Source organism: Clostridioides sp. ES-S-0006-03 (genome assembly GCF_020662275.1).
Taxonomy (GTDB): domain Bacteria; phylum Bacillota; class Clostridia; order Peptostreptococcales; family Peptostreptococcaceae; genus Clostridioides.
This window is the reverse complement of sequence record NZ_JADGMM010000014.1, coordinates 74,088-90,406: the sequence shown is the minus strand read 5'-3', so window position 1 is coordinate 90,406 and position 16,319 is coordinate 74,088. Positions and strand designations below refer to the sequence as shown.

Here is a 16,319-nt window from a genome sequence, read left to right as displayed (position 1 = left end):
ATGAATCAAACAATGAGTATAAAAATAGATGCTAGAGGGCTTGCTTGTCCTAAACCAGTTATAAATACAAAAAAAGAATTAGATAATATAGAAGAAGGCATTGTAGTTACAACAGTTGACAATGAAACAGCAAAAGAAAATATATTAAAGCTTGCTAAATCTTTAAATTGTGAAGCAAGGATTGTTGATGAAAAAGAAAACTTAATTTCTATAGAAATTAAAAAAGGTAATAATGTTGTAGTTCAAAAAGAAGAAAGCGAACTAGAAGATACATGTGTATTTATATCTTCAGATAAGATGGGATTGGGAAATGATGAATTAGGACAAGTATTAATAAAAGGTTTTATATATACTTTAACAGAATCAAAGCCATATCCTAAACATATACTTTTAGTTAATGGAGGAGTAAAATTAAGTGCTGAAAATGAAGCAACTATAGAAAATCTTAAAATACTTGAAGATGCAGGGGTAGAAATTTTATCTTGTGGAACCTGTTTAGATTACTATAATTTAAAAGAAAAATTACAAGTTGGTTCAGTTACAAATATGTACACTATAGTTGAAACATTAAAAAATGCATCAAATACTATTTCTATATAATGTATGTTTGTTTAACAATATAAAGTTAATAGGAAATATTAAACTAAAGAAAAGTAGATAGTCAGAAAGGATTAAGCAATGAATCAAATGTATATAGTATCATTTAATTCTACACATCATGCAATAAGGTCAGAAAAGCTATTTGGTGAAAATGGTTTAAAAGTAATGGCTCTTCCAACACCAAGAGAAATAACAGCAAGCTGTGGAATATCAATTAAATTTTCTTTTGAAGATATGAAAAAAATAAAGACAATTTTAGTTGAAAATAATGTAGATATAAAGGGAATTTACTGTATAAGTAAATTAGAGGATGGCTCAAGGGAAGCAAAGAAGTTAGATTAGGAGGCTAATTATTTATGCCAATGGATTTAAAAATAGGGGATATTGTTGAATTGAAAAAACAACATGCATGTGGATGTAAAGAGTTTGAAATCGTAAGAACTGGAATGGATATAAAGATAAAATGTACGAAATGTTCAAGGCTAATAATGCTTGATAGAGAGACATTAGAAAAGAGAGTAAAAAAGCTAATAAAAAAATGATATAAATTTAACATTTAAAAAATGTCAAATACCGTATATTAATATCCAAATTTTTGGTATAATAGAAATTGAAGAAAACATTTTCATGGGGGTGCTTTAATTATGGCAGTTAAATATGCAAAAAGAATGGAAGGTTTACAAGGATCTGAAATACGTGAGCTTTTAAAACTTACTCAACAACCACAAATAATATCTTTTGCGGGTGGAATGCCTGCTCCAGAATTATTTCCAGTTGAAGAAATGAAAAAAGTATCAGTTGCAGTGCTTGAAGAAAATGGAAGATCAGCTATGCAATATACTACAACAGAAGGATATGAACCATTAAGAGAAAAAATAGCAGCTAGAATGAATGACAAAAACAAAACTAATGTAGATAAAGATGATATATTAGTTACAAGTGGTTCTCAACAAGGTCTAGATTTTGCAGGAAAAGTATTTATTGATGAAGGTGATGTAATTTTATGTGAAAGCCCATCTTACATAGGAGCTATAAATGCATTTAAATCTTACCAACCTAAATTCATAGATGTTCCAACAGATTCTAATGGAATGATAATGGAAGAACTAGAAAAAATACTAGAAACAACTGATAGAATAAAAATGATTTATGTAATACCTGATTTCCAAAATCCAACAGGAAGAACTTGGCCACTTGAAAGACGTAAAAAATTCATGGAAATAGTAAATAAATATGAAATACCAGTAATAGAAGATAATCCATATGGAGATTTAAGATTTGAGGGAGAATCTTTACCATCTTTAAAATCAATGGATACAAAAGGATTAGTAATATTCTTAGGAACTTTCTCTAAAATATTCTGCCCAGGATACAGATTAGGATGGACTTGTGCTTCTCCAGAAATACTATCTAAATTTAACTTTGCAAAACAAGGTGCAGACTTACAAGCATCAACTATATCTCAAATGGAAGTAAGTAAATTTATGGATATGTATGACTTAGATGAACACGTTGATAAAATAAAAGCTGTTTATATCAAACGTAGAGATGTTATGCTTAAGACTATGGAAGAAGAATTCCCAGAAGGATTAGTATTTACTCATCCAGAAGGTGGATTATTTACATGGGTAGAGCTTCCAAGTAATTTAAATGCTAAAGAATTAATGCCAAAATGCTTAGAAAAGAATGTTGCTTATGTTGCTGGAGGAGGATTCTTCCCTAATGGTGGTAGAGAAAATACTTTCAGACTTAACTATTCAAATATGCCAGAAGAAAAAATAATAGAAGGTATCAAAAACATAGCATCAGTTTTAAAAGAAGCTATGGGTGTTGAAGCTTAATTAAAAATAATAACTTAAGATATATTATAAGGGATGGCAGTAGCCATCCCTTGTTAATTTAAAAAATATATTTCACCTTATATTAAATATTAAAATTTGTCCAAAATTTAAATTGACATAAATAAGAAAAAATGATAAAATGTGTAGGTATGAGATTTTAGTCTCATTTCTCTGCTCTAAGAGTGTAGAGCCGTTAAGTCCAAAGGGAGGTGAATTATAGTGAGAAATTATGAATTAGTTTATGTAGTAAAGCCAAACTCTGATGAAGAAACAAGAGAAGCTGTACTAAACAAAGTTAAGGAAGTTGTTGCAACTGAAGGAGAAATAGTTAAAGTTGATACTTGGGGAACTAAAAAATTAGCTTATCCAATAGCTAAGTTTACAGAAGGTTTCTATGTGTTAGTTAACTTCAAATCAGCAGTAGACGTTCCTAAAGAAATAGACAGAAACTTAAAGATAAATGAAAACGTAATAAGACACATGATAGTTGTTGCTTAACAACTAGTTTTATTATAAAAAATAGGTGGTGTTTTTATGAATCAAGTTGTATTAGTGGGAAGGTTAACTAAAGACCCTGAATTAAGATACATCCCAGGTACAGGAACACCAGTGGCATCATTTACAATAGCCATTGATAGAGACTATGTAAAAAAAGATGGATCTAAAGAAACTGATTTTATACCTGTTGAAGTAATGGGTAAATCCGCTGAATTTTGTGCCAACTACATAACTAAAGGTAGATTAGTTGCACTTCAAGGATCGATAAGAGTAGACAATTATCAGACACAATCAGGCGAAAAAAGAACTTTTACAAAAGTAAGTACTAGATCGGTACAAGCTTTAGATAGCAAGAATAAATCGGAAAATTCATATAAAGAGAGTGCTCCAGCTTTTGAGCCAAGCTTTGAACCTCAAGGGTTAGACCCACAAGGTTTCCAAGCTATAGATGATGACGATATACCATTTTAAAAAGGAGGGAAAAAAGTCATGATGAATAAAAAAAGACGTAAGAAAAAAAGAGTTTGTCAATTTTGTGCTGACAAAAACGCTAAAATAGATTACAAAAGTACTCAGAGATTACAAAAGTATATAACTGAAAGAGGAAAGATATTACCAAGAAGAATATCTGGAACTTGTGCTAAGCATCAAAGAGAATTAACAGTTGCTATAAAAAGATCAAGAAATATAGCACTTTTACCATATACATTAGATTAAAAAATGAGCCTTGTGCTCATTTTTTATTATAGATATTTATATAAGTAAATGAGACGAGCTATAACGCTCGTTTTTTTGTTTATATACTTAAATATATTATTATTTATGATATAATATTATATATTAAGGAGGGTTGCAAACGTGAAAATAGATAAAGGTTCTGAGATAACAAGAAACATAAAGATAATAGAGTGGATGAAAACAGAAATATTAATGAGTGTAAGTGATTTGTTTAACTTATTATTTAAAGGGGTAAAACCTTTAGATGAGGCAATTCAAGATACTCTAGCAAATATAATAATGATAACATATCTCTTAGCAAAGAGATTAGGAATTAGTTTTAGAGACGTAGATTATAAAGTCAAGGAAAAAATAAAAATTGGTATAGAGGAAGACCATAGTGTTGAAAGATGGTATGGAGATTTATCTAACTTAAAAAAACATATGGATAATAGGGAGTGATATTAAATTGAATAATAAAATTAGACTATCTAAAGCCATGTCTATAATAGTTTTAGCTATAATAATTGCTTTAGTAATAGCCTATATTCCAATGCTAGGAATGTTTAGCATATTAGCAGCTGTCCCATATGTAATTATAGGTGCCATCACTGATAAAAAGTATTCTTTTTTATCTATTTTGATTACATTTTGTGTGCTAGTTTTATTTGCAGACATTTCGTATGCATTAAATATATGTATAATGTATTCTTTGCCAGGCATAGCAATAGGAAAGATGCTAAAGAGAAGTTTTGAGCAAGAAGATAGTAATAAATTTGAACCAATATATGGAGGAACAATAATATTTGTGCTTGCAATGGTTGTGTATTTCTTTGTATTGAAGACATTTTTAAATGTAAATTTATTAGATGAAGTTTCTAAAATGATAACAGAAATTGTAAATATTCAAAAAAATAGTTTTTCTGCAACTGAGCTTAAAGTATTTGATAAAATGAAGCCAGATGAAATTGTAAGTTATTTTACAAATATGCTACCAATGATGTTATTCTTACAAGGTTTATTATCAGCATTTGTAACATATTATTTAAGCGTATTCTTTATCAAAAGGATTACAAATTTGAATATAAGATTTCCTAAATTTGCTGACTTTTATTTACCAGGAAATGCTATAGTCACAACTTTTTTACTTTATTTATTAGTCTTATTTATTGAAATTATTGGCTCAAAATTATATACAGAATTAATAATGACTAATTTACAGCTAGTTTTTAACTTAATGTTTGTAATTCAAGGAATAGCAGTTTGTATTTATTATTTAAAGAAATGGATAAGACAAGGGCCAAATAAAATTATGTTTCTTTCAGGGATAATTTTATGTTTATTTGGATTTATGGGAATATCTTTTGTTGGTATGGTAGATAGTATAATTGACTTTAGAAAGGTGAGAAGTTATAAATCCACTTAGGAGGATAGAAATGAGTAATAAACAAACCTTTAAATTAAATATGCCAGAAATAAATTTATATATAATTATTATTGGTATTTCTAGTATAATTTTGCTTTATTACAACTTGTATGTAGGGTGTTTATTTTTCTGTATTTTTGCATATATGGTTTTTCACAATTGGAGAACAACTAATATTAGACGTCATGAATGGACAGAGTATATTCAAAATTTATCTTTAGATATAGATGAAACAACTAAGAAAGCTATAATAAATCTTCCAATACCACTATGTATTCTAGAATTTGATGGAAATATATCATGGTATAATGGAAAGTTTTATGATATGATTGGTCAAAAAGATTTACTTGATAAAAATATAGAAGATATAGTTAAAAATCTTAATTTAAGAAAAGTATTAAATGAAAATAAAGAGATGTACACTGAAATAAACTATAAGGATAGAGAATATACAATAGTTTATAATGTTATAAAAAATGATCAAGAAAAAAATCCTAAATATTTAATGATATTATACTGGATAGATAAGACAGAATATTTACAAGTAAAACAAGATTATGATGATGAAAAAGATGCAATGATGTTAATACAAGTAGATGGATATGATGAAGTATTAAAAAGTGCAGCAGAAGATAAGAGAGCTTTAATTAATGTTGAAGTAGAAAAAATACTTTCTGCTTTAGAATTAAATTCAAATGGTGCTTTGAGAAGGACTTCAAAAGATAAATTCTTCTTGGTAATGCATAAAAAAGAGTTAAAAAAATTGGAAGCTGAGAAGTTTTCTATTTTAGATACAATAAGACATATTGATTATGGAAATAATCTTCCTGTTACAATAAGTATAGGAATTGGTATAGATGGAGATACATTAAATGAGAACCTAAAACTTGCTACAGGTGCTCTTGATTTAGCACTTGGTAGAGGAGGAGACCAAGCTGTTGTAAAGACAAAAGATAAGTTTGTATTTTATGGTGGAAAGTCTAAGGCTGTAGAAAAGAAAACAAAAGTAAAATCTAGACTTATAGGTCATGCTCTGAGAGAGGTTATACAAGAAAGCGATCATGTTTATATAATGGGTCATAAATATCCTGACATGGACGCTATGGGAGCCGCAGTTGGGGTTTATGATATATGTAAATCTTGCAATAAGACAGCAAATATAGTTTTACAATCTGTAAATGAATCTATAGAGATATTTATAAACAAAATAAATGAAAGTAATTATTATAAGAAGTTGTTTATTGGAAAAGAGGAGGCTATTGATAACTGTACTAAAAATACACTAGTTGTTGTAGTTGATACTCATAGACCTAATTATACTGAATGTGAAGAACTCTTAAAGTTATCAGAGAAGGTAGTAGTAATAGACCATCATAGAAGAGGTGTAGAGTTTATAAATGATGCAGTGCTTTTATTCCATGAAATATATGTATCTTCAACATGTGAAATGGTTACAGAATTAGTTCAGTATATGGATGAAGAGGTAACAATCAATAAACTTACAGCTGAAGGTCTTTTAGCAGGAATAAGCTTAGATACTAAAAACTTTGCATTTAAAACAGGTGTGAGGACATTTGAAGCTGCTTCTTACCTTAGAAAAGTTGGAGCAGATACAATAGAAGTCAAGAAGTTTTTCAATTCTGATGTAAAAGATTTTATAATAAAGGCTGAAATAATTCAAAGTACAAAGATAATTAATAATAGAATATGTCTAGCATATTCAAGTACAGAAATAGATAGTATAAACGTCATAATAGCTCAAACTGCTGATGAGCTATTAAATATAAAAGAAGTAGAAGCCTCCTTTGTATTAGGAGAAAAAGATGATACTATATTTATAAGTGCAAGGTCTTTGGGGCAAATAAATGTACATGTACTTATGGAAAAATTAGGAGGCGGGGGACATATAGATATAGCTGGTGCACAGTTAAAAAATGTTTCTCTAAAAGAAGCTTACAAGATAGTAAATAAAATAATAGAGGAGTATTTAGAGGAGGAAGAATAGATGAAAGTTATATTATTAAAAGATGTAAAAGGAACTGGTAAAAAAGGGGAAATGAAAGAAGTAAGTGATGGATATGCAAGAAATTTCTTATTTCCTAAGAAAATGGCTGTGCAAGCAGATAGTGTAGCAATCAAGGAATTAAATGAAAAGAATAAATCTAAAGAAATAAAAGCTCAAAAAGAATATGAAGAAGCTGTTTTACTAGGAAAACAAATGGAAGAAATTAATATAGAAATATATTCAAAATCAGGTGAAGGTGGAAGATTATTTGGTTCAATAACAGCCAAAGAGATAGCTGAGCAATTGAAGAAACAAAAAGATATAGATGTAGACAAAAGAAAGATTTTATTAGATGAACCAATAAGAACTTTAGGTTCAACATTTGTAGAAATAAAAATACATCAAAAAGTAACTACTAAAATAAGAGTAGATGTAAAAGAAAAACAGTAATAACTAGAGGTGATAAAGATGGAAGACATGACGAGAATTCCTCCTCACAGTGTAGAATCAGAGCAGTCAATATTAGGTTCTATACTGCTAGACAAAGATGCTATAATAACAGTTACAGAAACTATAAGGCCTGGTGACTTCTATAAAGAGGCTCACAAAATAATATATGAATGTATGATAACTTTAAGCAATAAAGGTGAGCCTATAGACTTAATAACATTGACAGAAGAGCTAAGAAAACAAGGGCATCTTAATGATATTGGAGGAATCAGTTATATTACAAGTCTTTCTACAATAGTGCCAACAACTTCAAATGTAAAATACTATGCTGATATAGTAAAAGAAAAGTCTGTACTTAGAAAGCTTATAAAAGCATCTAATGAAATAATAAATCTAGGATATAGTGGAGCAACGAAAATTGAAGATGTTTTGGAACAAGCTGAAAAGAGAATATTTGATATATCACAGGAAAAAACTAGTGACGATTTTAAATCTATAAACTTAGTTTTGATGGATGCCTATGATATGATAGAAAAATTATATACAAATAAAAGCGATGTAACTGGTATAACTACTGGTTTTAAAGATTTAAATAAAAAAATAAATGGTCTTCAAAGAACAGATTTAATATTAGTTGCGGCAAGACCTGCAATGGGTAAAACGGCCTTTTCTTTAAATTTAGTACAAAATGCAGCTTTAAAAGGAGATGCTTCTGTAGCTGTGTTTAGTTTAGAGATGTCAAAAGAACAGTTAGTACAACGTATGCTATCTTCGCAATCTAGTGTAGAATTGAAAAAGATAAAGACTGGAACACTTAATGATAATGATTGGCCTAGGATTATAGATGCAATGGCAGTACTGTCAGATGCAAAAATACACATAGATGATACTCCTGGAATAAAAATATCAGAATTAAGGTCAAAGTGCAGAAAGTTAAAGATAGAAAAAGGTCTAGATTTAGTGCTTATAGATTATCTTCAACTTATGGAAGGTGAAGGTAATAATGAAAGTAGACAACAAGAAATATCTAAAATATCAAGGTCATTAAAAGTATTAGCAAAAGAATTAAATTGTCCTGTAGTAGCATTATCTCAGTTATCACGTGCCCCAGAGCAAAGAGCAGACCATAGACCTATGTTATCTGATTTAAGAGAATCTGGAGCAATTGAGCAGGATGCAGATATAGTTATGTTTTTGTATAGAGATGAATACTATCATGCTGATTCTGAGAGTAAAAATATAGGAGAAATAATAATAGCAAAAAATAGACATGGTGAAACTGGTTCTGTGGAACTAGTTTGGCTTGGTGAGGTTCAAAGATTTGGGGATAAGTTGAGAGACCTATAATTTAACTAATATCCACAGAACATCCTTTCTTTCTACAGGAAAAATGTGGATACATGTCACTAAATATGTCTAAACCTTGAAATTTAGCTAAAAAATTATCCACACTATCCACAGATAGCCTGTTGATAAGTGTGAATAAGTAGATAAAGCAAGCTTTTAGCTTGCTTTATCTGTGTATAAGTATTAATTATCAGGAGGAATAATATGGAAAAAATAAGCTTAAAATGTATATATCCCAATATAATTAAAGTACTTGATGAAATAAACTTATTTAGGATAGTTGATAATAATTTAAAAGAATCAATTGTTGTTTATGCTAGTATTGTGGACAATCAATATCATATAAACATGACTAATACAAACTTTGGAAATATAATTAATGTATGTAAATTAGAAAAACTTTTAGACGTGGACAAGTTTATAGAAAAAGTTATAAAAAATAGCACAGAAATTAAAAAAATAGATGACTTTTCAAAAATAGAAGAGTATCTGTTAAATATTGGAGAACGTTAAAAAAGTTGAAAAAAATACGAATATTTGATAGAATAAATAAGTAAAGCGTTCGAGAGTATATAAAATATAGAGGTGAATTACATGAAAACAGTTGCAATTGTTGGTTCTCAATGGGGAGATGAAGGTAAAGGTAAAGTTATCGATTATCTTGCTACTCAAGCAGATGTAGTAGTAAGAGGACAAGGTGGAAATAATGCAGGTCATACATTAGTTGTTGAAGGTAAAAAATATGCATTACACTTAATTCCATCTGGAGTTTTAAATCCAAAGACAGTGAACATAATCGGAAATGGAATAGTATTTGACCCTAAAGGATTCTTAGAAGAATTAGAAATGTTTAAAGCAGATAATATAAATACAGAAAACATAAAAATTAGCGATAGAGCTCATGTTATATTCCCATACCATAAAGAGCTAGATGCATTATCAGAAGAAGCTAGAGGCGATTTAAAGATAGGTACGACAAAAAAAGGTATTGGACCTTGCTATATGGATAAGACAGAGAGATCTGGAATCAGAATATGTGATTTAATGGATAAAGATAAATTTGCCATAAAATTAAAGGCTCAGATAGAAGCTAAAAACAAATTAGTTAGAAACATATATGGAAAAGAAGAATTATTTGATTTTGAAGCTATATATAATGAATATATTGGGTACGCAGAACAAATAAAAAAATATGTAGCAGATACATCAGTTATTGTATATGATGCAGTAAAAGCAGGTAAAAAAGTGTTATTTGAAGGAGCACAAGGTACTTTATTAGACTTAGACTTAGGAACTTATCCATTTGTTACATCTTCTCATCCAATATCTGGAGGATTTGCTATTGGTGCAGGTATAGGACCAAATATGATAAAGGATGTTGTTGGTATAGTAAAAGCTTATACTACAAGAGTTGGAGAAGGTCCATTTGTTACAGAACAAATAAATGAGACTGGTGATAAGATAAGAGAACAAGGGCATGAATTTGGAGTAACTACTGGTAGACCAAGAAGATGCGGGTGGTTTGATGCTGTTATAGTAAAATATGCAGCTAGAGTTAATGGATTAACTAGTATTTCATTTATGTTATTAGATGTGTTAACTGGATTTGACAAAATTAAAGTTTGTACATCTTATAAAATGGACGATAAAATAATAACAGATTTCCCAGCTTCATTAGATGATTTAGCAAAATGTGAACCTATATATGAAGAATTAGATGGATGGAATGAAGATATAACTCAAGTAGACAATTTTGATGACCTTCCAGAAAATGCAAAGAAATATATTGCTAAAATAGAAGAGTTGATTGGAGTAAGTGTAGATATGGTTTCTGTTGGGCCTAATAGAGCTCAAACTATAATAAGAAAAAACATATTTGCTTAGTATCTTAAGTAAGTGATTTAAATTATAAATGATTAAAAAAAGAGTATCTCAAGATAATACTTATAATTATTAGAGATGCTCTTTTATATTGAGTTAAAATTATTTATGTATATTTTAATAAAATTAAGGTCGAATTTGTACCCTTGACTTAGATGTCTTATTTAGATGATTTTGTTGAAAATCAATGATTCAGGATTATTTTAATTATATACTAAAAAAAATAAAAAAAACTGTTGACTAAAAGTTATACAGCAGTTATAATATAACTTGTGAGTGAAAGAAACGACGAAAAAAGTCGAAAAAATGTGGTCTATTAGCTCAGTCGGTAGAGCACCTGACTTTTAATCAGGGTGTCCCGCGTTCGAGTCGCGGATAGATCACCAAATCATGGCTCGTTGGTCAAGAGGTTAAGACACCGCCCTTTCACGGCGGTAACAGGGGTTCAATTCCCCTACGAGTCACCAATATGGGACTATAGCTCAGCTGGGAGAGCACCTGCCTTACAAGCAGGGGGTCACAGGTTCGAGCCCTGTTAGTCCCACCAGTTTTTAGATGAAAAATACTATATATGCTGGTGTGGCTCAACGGTAGAGCAGCTGACTTGTAATCAGCAGGTTGTAGGTTCGATTCCTATCACCAGCTCCACAAAATACATACATGTAAATTAATATAATTTTCTATGCTACAGGATACTTTTAGGTATCTTTTTTTTAATTGCGTCAAAAATTAATTATAATTAAATTTTTAAATATTATACAATATCATATATTTAGAAACAGAGTCTATAAATGTACTATAATAAATTTAAATAATGCAATATATTAAGAATGATATTAATATATATAAAATTACAAACTAGATAAATGATTAGTATATTAAAAAGTATATTAGGAATATAATTAGAAAAACTGAATGGATAATGTGATTATATAGTATAAGTTTTAAACAGAGAAGCAAGTATGTTCTTACCTCTCTATTTAAAAATAAAAAAATGTTTTTTAAGGGCTACGTTATTTAAATCTCTCCCATCTCAAATCATCTCCAGTAAATTCTAAAATTCTAAACTTATCTAAAATCCTAGATAGAATTCTTTGAGTATAAGTATTTCCTATTTGAGATGGTGTTAAGTTGGTTGATATAATAATCTTTTTACCAGCAACAAGTCTTGTGTTTACAATATTGAAAATTTCTCCACTAGTAAAAGAATTATTAAGTTCAGTACCAAGGTCATCTATTATTAATAAATCACAATCAAACAAGTTTTTATAATTTTCTTCACTTATTTGATTGTTTGGGTCTCTTCTAAATTTATAGTCTTCAAGAATATCTAAAATTCTAAAAGATGTTTGATAAATTACAACATTACCTTTGTCTAACAATTCTTTTGCAATACAGTTACACATATATGTTTTACCTAGTCCAGTAGAACCATAAAACAATAAGTTTTCACTATTATCTACCTTAAAGTCATGAACAAAATTTTCGCAGATACTTAGATTATTTAACATATTTTCTCTTGGAGATATTTCTCCATCAGGACTCTTCTTAGGAGAAAATATATTCAAGTTAAAATTCGAAAAATTTTCCTGACTTAAAATTCTATCTAAATTAGACATCTTATAAGCCTCATTTACAATTTCTTGTTTTAGACAAGAACATTTTTCACCATTAGGTAAAAATCCTTTGTCTTTACAAGAGTCACATTGAAACTTTATTTCTAAGTAATCAAGAGATATGTTGTTTTTAACTAAAAGTTCTTCTTTTCTCAATTTTAAAGATTCTATAGTTTTCTTAGACTCATTTACAATTTCATCTTTAGATTTAGGATTTAAAAGAACTGTTTTAGCTAAGTTAAGACCTATTTTAGAAATATCATCATCTATAGATTTTATCTCAGGAATTCTATTATAGACCTCATTTTTTCTATGTTCCAATAGTAGCTCATTTTTATCTCTTTTATTGGCATATTTAGCCAGTATTTTTCTTATTTTATCTTCATTCATTTAATCACCTACTTAAACTTTTCTTTTTGACTTTTTTTAATAATTTCATCGAGTTCATCAGATGTATATTGAGTAAATGTTTCGTTGAAATTATGAAACTTAGTTTTCTTGTAAGTATTGTTGTTTTGAGTAGTATTAATCTGCTTCTTATTAATATTCTCCTTAACTATACGTTCTTCCTCTTTTTGCTTTAAATCATTTAAATTTTTTATATTTTTTTCGTGCCAATTTTTAATTATTCCATTTATATAAGATATACTTGGGTTTGGTATATTCTTAGATTTAGAACATGCATTTACTATTAAGTCCATATCCATGTCAAATTTATCAAACCAAGCATCCATGAGTTCTTTTTCTGATTTCGTTGCTTGTCTTGAAAATCCCAATTCATTGAAAATAGTTTTATATAAAATATATCGTTCACTTCTAATCAAGAAGCTGTCTTCAACATCTTTTGGGGTATATAAATTTGAATCATACCAGTTTCTAATAATGCCTTCGATGTATTTAACTGGTTTAGATGTACCAGTTTTATCTTTAACATATTCATAAGCACAAAGTATCATATCAGGGCCCATGTTGTATTTATTCATTATATCCATAATACTTATTTTTTCACTTGGGTCAAGATATCGACCAACTATTTTATTTATAGAATTGAACATCTTTCTAATACTTGGATTTTCAGAAGTAGATACAACTTTATCTGTATTAGATTTTACAGATGAATTATTACCTAATATATTTTCGATATAGAAATTTTTTAAATCTAAAAATTCTATTGAATAATTAAAATTATCATATTCTCCATTATCATGTATTTTTATAATCTTTTTTTCTTCCCAGAATTTCCAAGCAGATAGTACATCAGACAAAGGTATATTTAGGTTCTTGGCTATTGAGCTATTGTCAAACTTAGGATTAGAAGTAATATCACATGCCTGTCTATAGCCTAAAAGATAAACTTTTACGTATAACCCATCCGCCATTGGCATAAATATATCTATAAAGATATTGGGAATAGTGATTTCACCTAAATCTATTTCATTGCTTTCTTTGAAAAACATTTTATCACCTCAGATTAAATTATATCATTTTTTGTATTACATTTGGTTGTAAACAAATAAAAGGTCATAAGATTAGCATGTAAATATTTTCTAAAAGTATTCATTTTAAAAAGGAGGAGATATTTTGGTTATAAAATTCAACCAAAAAGTAAGAAGAACATTATCAGTAGCAATTTTATTTATGGTACTAATAATAGGTTGCTTCATAGAAAAGGATGACAGTTTAGAAACGTACAAAGAAAAATCTAATTCAAAGATAAATCAATATAATATGGATGTTATATTTGATGATGAAACTAAGAGGTTAATGTGCAATCAGAGTGTTGAGTACATAAATAAGACAAAATCAAACATGGATAAAATATATTTCCATATATATCCGAATGCTTTTTCTAAAAAAGAATTTGCTCCTTTTGAAAAAGGTGAGATGACAAGAGCCTATCCTAATGGATTCAATGAAGGATATATAGATATAAAAAACATACTAAATAATAGCAGTAAAATGGAATATAAAATCAAAGGAGATAAAAATGATATACTAGAAATAGAATTGGGGAAAGAGTTAAAGCCAAATGAAAAGATATCTCTGGATATAAAATATAACGTAAAAATACCAAACTCAGTGGGAAGGTTTGGATATGGAGAAAACACTATAAATATTACTAATTGGTTTCCTATAGCTTGTGTTAATGATGAAAGAGGATGGAATCTAAAGAGTTATGAAACTATTGGGGACCCATTTTATAGTGAAACTAGTGATTTTCATGTGAAACTATTGATTCCAAATAAGTATAAGATTGCTCATACAGGTAAACTTGTTAATGACAAACATGATAACAAGAAAATGTTGTATGAGATAGAAGCTGAAAACGTTAGGGATTTTGCATTTATATTAAGTAGTAAATTTGATGTAAATAAAGTTGACTCAAAGGGTGTAGCTATTAGTACATACAATTTAAATAAGAAACTTTCTAGCAGAGCAACAGAGATTGCAAAAGATTCAATAAATATATTTAGTGAGTTGTTTGGCAAATACCCATATAAAGAATATTCTGTTGTAGCAAGTGATTTCTTTATAGGTGGAATGGAATATCCAATGCTTGTTATGATAGACCAAAGCTTATATAATGAAAAAAATGAGTTTTTACTTGAGTATGTTATAGCACATGAAACAGCGCATCAATGGTGGTATTCTGCTGTTGGAAATGATGAAATAAGTGAACCTTGGTTAGATGAAGCACTTACTGAATATTCTACAATAGTTTATTTTGAACAAAAATATGGAAAAGAAATGGCAAATAAACTTATAAAAACTATGCAAATACAAACAAAGAGTTATTTGAGTGAAAACATATTTAAACCATCAAATGAGTATAAAAATTCTACTGAATACAGTTTAAATGTTTATACAAAAGGAGCAACAGCTTTTAATGAAGTAAGAAAAGAAGTTGGAGATAAGGTATTCTTTGAAACATTAAATGAATATTACAATAAATACAAACATAAAAATGCCAATGGAAGAGCTTTTGTAGAGTTATGGAACAGTAAAGGGGTAGATATAAATAAGATTATAAGTGAATACAAGTAAATTTCGTACAGAGTATTAAATTTTATTTAATACTCTGTTTTTTTGGTATAATATAATTTATAAGGCAGAAAAAGAGGTGAAATAATGCTAAAGTATTGTTCAGTGGGAAGTGGTAGTAGTGGAAATTGCCACTATATAGGATATAAAAATACTAATATACTGGTAGATGCAGGATTAAGTGGAAAGAGAATAACTACAGGTCTTAAAGACATTGGAGTAGATTCAGATAAATTAAAAGGGATATTTATAACTCATGAGCATATTGACCATATAAAAGGGGCAGGTATATTGTCAAGAAAGTTTGACATACCAGTGTTTGCTAATATAAAGACATGGTGTTCTATGAAAGACAAGCTTGGTGATATTAAGGACAAAAATATGAAGGTCTTTGAAAATGATAAAACTTATTCATTAGGAGATGTTATAGTAAGACCTTTTTCAATAGAACATGATGCAGCTGACCCAGTTGGATATAATTTCTATACAGAAAACGATGAAAAAATGTCTATAGCTACTGATATAGGGTGTATTACTGAAAATATAAAAAAACATCTATATAAATCTAAATTAGTGGTATTAGAATCAAATTATGACCCTAATATGCTTATGATGGGTTCATATACATATGCTTTAAAGAAAAGAGTAATGTCAGATACAGGACATTTATCTAATGAAGATGCAGCAAATTTCTGTGTTGAACTTATTGATAAAGGTACAGAATCTATATTATTAGCACATTTAAGTAAAGAAAATAATTTTCCAGAATTGGCATATGAAACTTCAAAGGGAGTATTAGCATCAAACGATATAGTAGTTGGGCAAGATGTAAAACTAGATGTATTATCACGCAATGATGTTTCTAATGTTTATAAGATGAAGTAGAGGTGAATAAC

General features: G+C 28.7%; 18 protein-coding genes and 4 tRNA genes. 20 read left to right on the top strand and 2 right to left on the bottom strand.

The genetic code is table 11. The features are described from left to right. Positions 1-12: 12 nt before the first annotated feature. The 18 genes from yedF to IR151_RS16385 all read left to right on the top strand — a co-directional run bounded on the left by yedF (position 13) and on the right by IR151_RS16385 (position 11,413). Positions 13-600, top strand: coding sequence for a sulfurtransferase-like selenium metabolism protein YedF (gene yedF, locus IR151_RS16470; protein ID WP_227436550.1), 588 nt, complete (start codon positions 13-15; stop codon positions 598-600). Between the two features lie 78 nt (positions 601-678). Beyond that, entirely contained in the window at positions 679-942 is a 264-nt protein-coding gene (locus IR151_RS16465) for a DUF3343 domain-containing protein (RefSeq protein WP_227436548.1), read from the top strand. A 14-nt stretch (positions 943-956) separates the two neighbouring features. Then, positions 957-1,142, top strand: a complete 186-nt coding sequence (locus IR151_RS16460) for a DUF951 domain-containing protein (RefSeq protein WP_054275506.1) — start codon at positions 957-959, stop codon at positions 1,140-1,142. 102 nt (positions 1,143-1,244) lie between these two features. Continuing rightward, complete coding sequence (locus IR151_RS16455; protein ID WP_227436546.1) at positions 1,245-2,441, top strand: PLP-dependent aminotransferase family protein; 1,197 nt, start codon at positions 1,245-1,247, stop codon at positions 2,439-2,441. A 219-nt stretch (positions 2,442-2,660) separates the two neighbouring features. Further along, positions 2,661-2,939, top strand: coding sequence for a 30S ribosomal protein S6 (gene rpsF / locus IR151_RS16450; protein WP_227436544.1), 279 nt, complete (start codon positions 2,661-2,663; stop codon positions 2,937-2,939). 36 nt (positions 2,940-2,975) lie between these two features. Then, on the top strand, positions 2,976-3,410 hold the full coding sequence (locus tag IR151_RS16445; protein WP_227436543.1) for a single-stranded DNA-binding protein: 435 nt from the start codon (positions 2,976-2,978) through the stop codon (positions 3,408-3,410). Positions 3,411-3,428: 18 nt separating this feature from the next. Beyond that, positions 3,429-3,656, top strand: coding sequence for a 30S ribosomal protein S18 (gene rpsR, locus IR151_RS16440; protein WP_021386573.1), 228 nt, complete (start codon positions 3,429-3,431; stop codon positions 3,654-3,656). Positions 3,657-3,797: 141 nt separating this feature from the next. Beyond that, complete coding sequence (locus IR151_RS16435; protein ID WP_227436541.1) at positions 3,798-4,118, top strand: MazG-like family protein; 321 nt, start codon at positions 3,798-3,800, stop codon at positions 4,116-4,118. 7 nt (positions 4,119-4,125) lie between these two features. Further along, positions 4,126-5,082 carry a YybS family protein gene (locus tag IR151_RS16430; protein ID WP_227436539.1) on the top strand — a complete coding sequence of 319 codons (957 nt, stop codon included), beginning with the start codon at positions 4,126-4,128 and terminating at the stop codon, positions 5,080-5,082. A 10-nt stretch (positions 5,083-5,092) separates the two neighbouring features. Next, complete coding sequence (locus IR151_RS16425; protein ID WP_227436537.1) at positions 5,093-7,087, top strand: DHH family phosphoesterase; 1,995 nt, start codon at positions 5,093-5,095, stop codon at positions 7,085-7,087. Then, positions 7,088-7,537 carry a 50S ribosomal protein L9 gene (gene rplI, locus IR151_RS16420; RefSeq protein WP_054275501.1) on the top strand — a complete coding sequence of 150 codons (450 nt, stop codon included), beginning with the start codon at positions 7,088-7,090 and terminating at the stop codon, positions 7,535-7,537. A gap of 18 nt (positions 7,538-7,555) precedes the next feature. Further along, positions 7,556-8,884 carry a replicative DNA helicase gene (dnaB, locus tag IR151_RS16415; protein WP_227436535.1) on the top strand — a complete coding sequence of 443 codons (1,329 nt, stop codon included), beginning with the start codon at positions 7,556-7,558 and terminating at the stop codon, positions 8,882-8,884. 204 nt (positions 8,885-9,088) lie between these two features. Continuing rightward, positions 9,089-9,397 carry a hypothetical protein gene (locus IR151_RS16410; RefSeq protein ID WP_227436532.1) on the top strand — a complete coding sequence of 103 codons (309 nt, stop codon included), beginning with the start codon at positions 9,089-9,091 and terminating at the stop codon, positions 9,395-9,397. A gap of 81 nt (positions 9,398-9,478) precedes the next feature. Beyond that, on the top strand, positions 9,479-10,768 hold the full coding sequence (locus IR151_RS16405) for an adenylosuccinate synthase (protein ID WP_227436530.1): 1,290 nt from the start codon (positions 9,479-9,481) through the stop codon (positions 10,766-10,768). Positions 10,769-11,075: 307 nt separating this feature from the next. Next, positions 11,076-11,151, top strand: a tRNA-Lys gene (locus IR151_RS16400). A gap of 6 nt (positions 11,152-11,157) precedes the next feature. Next, a tRNA-Glu gene (locus tag IR151_RS16395) sits at positions 11,158-11,232 on the top strand. Positions 11,233-11,236: 4 nt separating this feature from the next. Further along, positions 11,237-11,312, top strand: a tRNA-Val gene (locus IR151_RS16390). Positions 11,313-11,338: 26 nt separating this feature from the next. Then, positions 11,339-11,413 (top strand) — tRNA-Thr (locus tag IR151_RS16385). A 365-nt stretch (positions 11,414-11,778) separates the two neighbouring features. Here the strand turns inward: IR151_RS16385 and IR151_RS16380 are convergent. Beyond that, positions 11,779-12,771 (bottom strand): ATP-binding protein, encoded by a 993-nt coding sequence (locus IR151_RS16380; protein ID WP_227436528.1) that lies wholly within the window; start codon positions 12,769-12,771, stop codon positions 11,779-11,781. Positions 12,772-12,779: 8 nt separating this feature from the next. After that, a complete protein-coding gene (locus tag IR151_RS16375; RefSeq protein WP_227436525.1) occupies positions 12,780-13,838 on the bottom strand; it encodes a DnaD domain protein in 1,059 nt (352 codons plus the stop codon). Between the two features lie 124 nt (positions 13,839-13,962). Here IR151_RS16375 and IR151_RS16370 point away from each other — a divergent pair, with 124 nt between their 5' ends. Both IR151_RS16370 and IR151_RS16365 read left to right on the top strand, forming a co-directional pair. Further along, complete coding sequence (locus IR151_RS16370) at positions 13,963-15,426, top strand: M1 family metallopeptidase (RefSeq protein ID WP_227436524.1); 1,464 nt, start codon at positions 13,963-13,965, stop codon at positions 15,424-15,426. An 84-nt stretch (positions 15,427-15,510) separates the two neighbouring features. Continuing rightward, entirely contained in the window at positions 15,511-16,308 is a 798-nt protein-coding gene (locus IR151_RS16365; protein ID WP_227436522.1) for an MBL fold metallo-hydrolase, read from the top strand. The last annotated feature ends 11 nt before the right edge of the window (positions 16,309-16,319 follow it).

Excerpts from the sequence above, each read along its gene's own strand:
- yedF (WP_227436550.1), top strand. The coding sequence starts at position 13 with ATGAGTATAAAAATAGATGCTAGAGGGCTTGCTTGTCCTAAACCAGTT.
- IR151_RS16465 (WP_227436548.1), top strand. The coding sequence starts at position 679 with ATGAATCAAATGTATATAGTATCATTTAATTCTACACATCATGCAATA.
- IR151_RS16460 (WP_054275506.1), top strand. The coding sequence starts at position 957 with ATGCCAATGGATTTAAAAATAGGGGATATTGTTGAATTGAAAAAACAA.
- IR151_RS16455 (WP_227436546.1), top strand. The coding sequence starts at position 1,245 with ATGGCAGTTAAATATGCAAAAAGAATGGAAGGTTTACAAGGATCTGAA.
- IR151_RS16445 (WP_227436543.1), top strand. The coding sequence starts at position 2,976 with ATGAATCAAGTTGTATTAGTGGGAAGGTTAACTAAAGACCCTGAATTA.
- rpsR (WP_021386573.1), top strand. The coding sequence starts at position 3,429 with ATGATGAATAAAAAAAGACGTAAGAAAAAAAGAGTTTGTCAATTTTGT.
- IR151_RS16425 (WP_227436537.1), top strand. The coding sequence starts at position 5,093 with ATGAGTAATAAACAAACCTTTAAATTAAATATGCCAGAAATAAATTTA.
- rplI (WP_054275501.1), top strand. The coding sequence starts at position 7,088 with ATGAAAGTTATATTATTAAAAGATGTAAAAGGAACTGGTAAAAAAGGG.
- dnaB (WP_227436535.1), top strand. The coding sequence starts at position 7,556 with ATGGAAGACATGACGAGAATTCCTCCTCACAGTGTAGAATCAGAGCAG.
- IR151_RS16410 (WP_227436532.1), top strand. The coding sequence starts at position 9,089 with ATGGAAAAAATAAGCTTAAAATGTATATATCCCAATATAATTAAAGTA.
- IR151_RS16405 (WP_227436530.1), top strand. The coding sequence starts at position 9,479 with ATGAAAACAGTTGCAATTGTTGGTTCTCAATGGGGAGATGAAGGTAAA.
- IR151_RS16380 (WP_227436528.1), bottom strand. The coding sequence starts at position 12,771 with ATGAATGAAGATAAAATAAGAAAAATACTGGCTAAATATGCCAATAAA.
- IR151_RS16375 (WP_227436525.1), bottom strand. The coding sequence starts at position 13,838 with ATGTTTTTCAAAGAAAGCAATGAAATAGATTTAGGTGAAATCACTATT.
- IR151_RS16365 (WP_227436522.1), top strand. The coding sequence starts at position 15,511 with ATGCTAAAGTATTGTTCAGTGGGAAGTGGTAGTAGTGGAAATTGCCAC.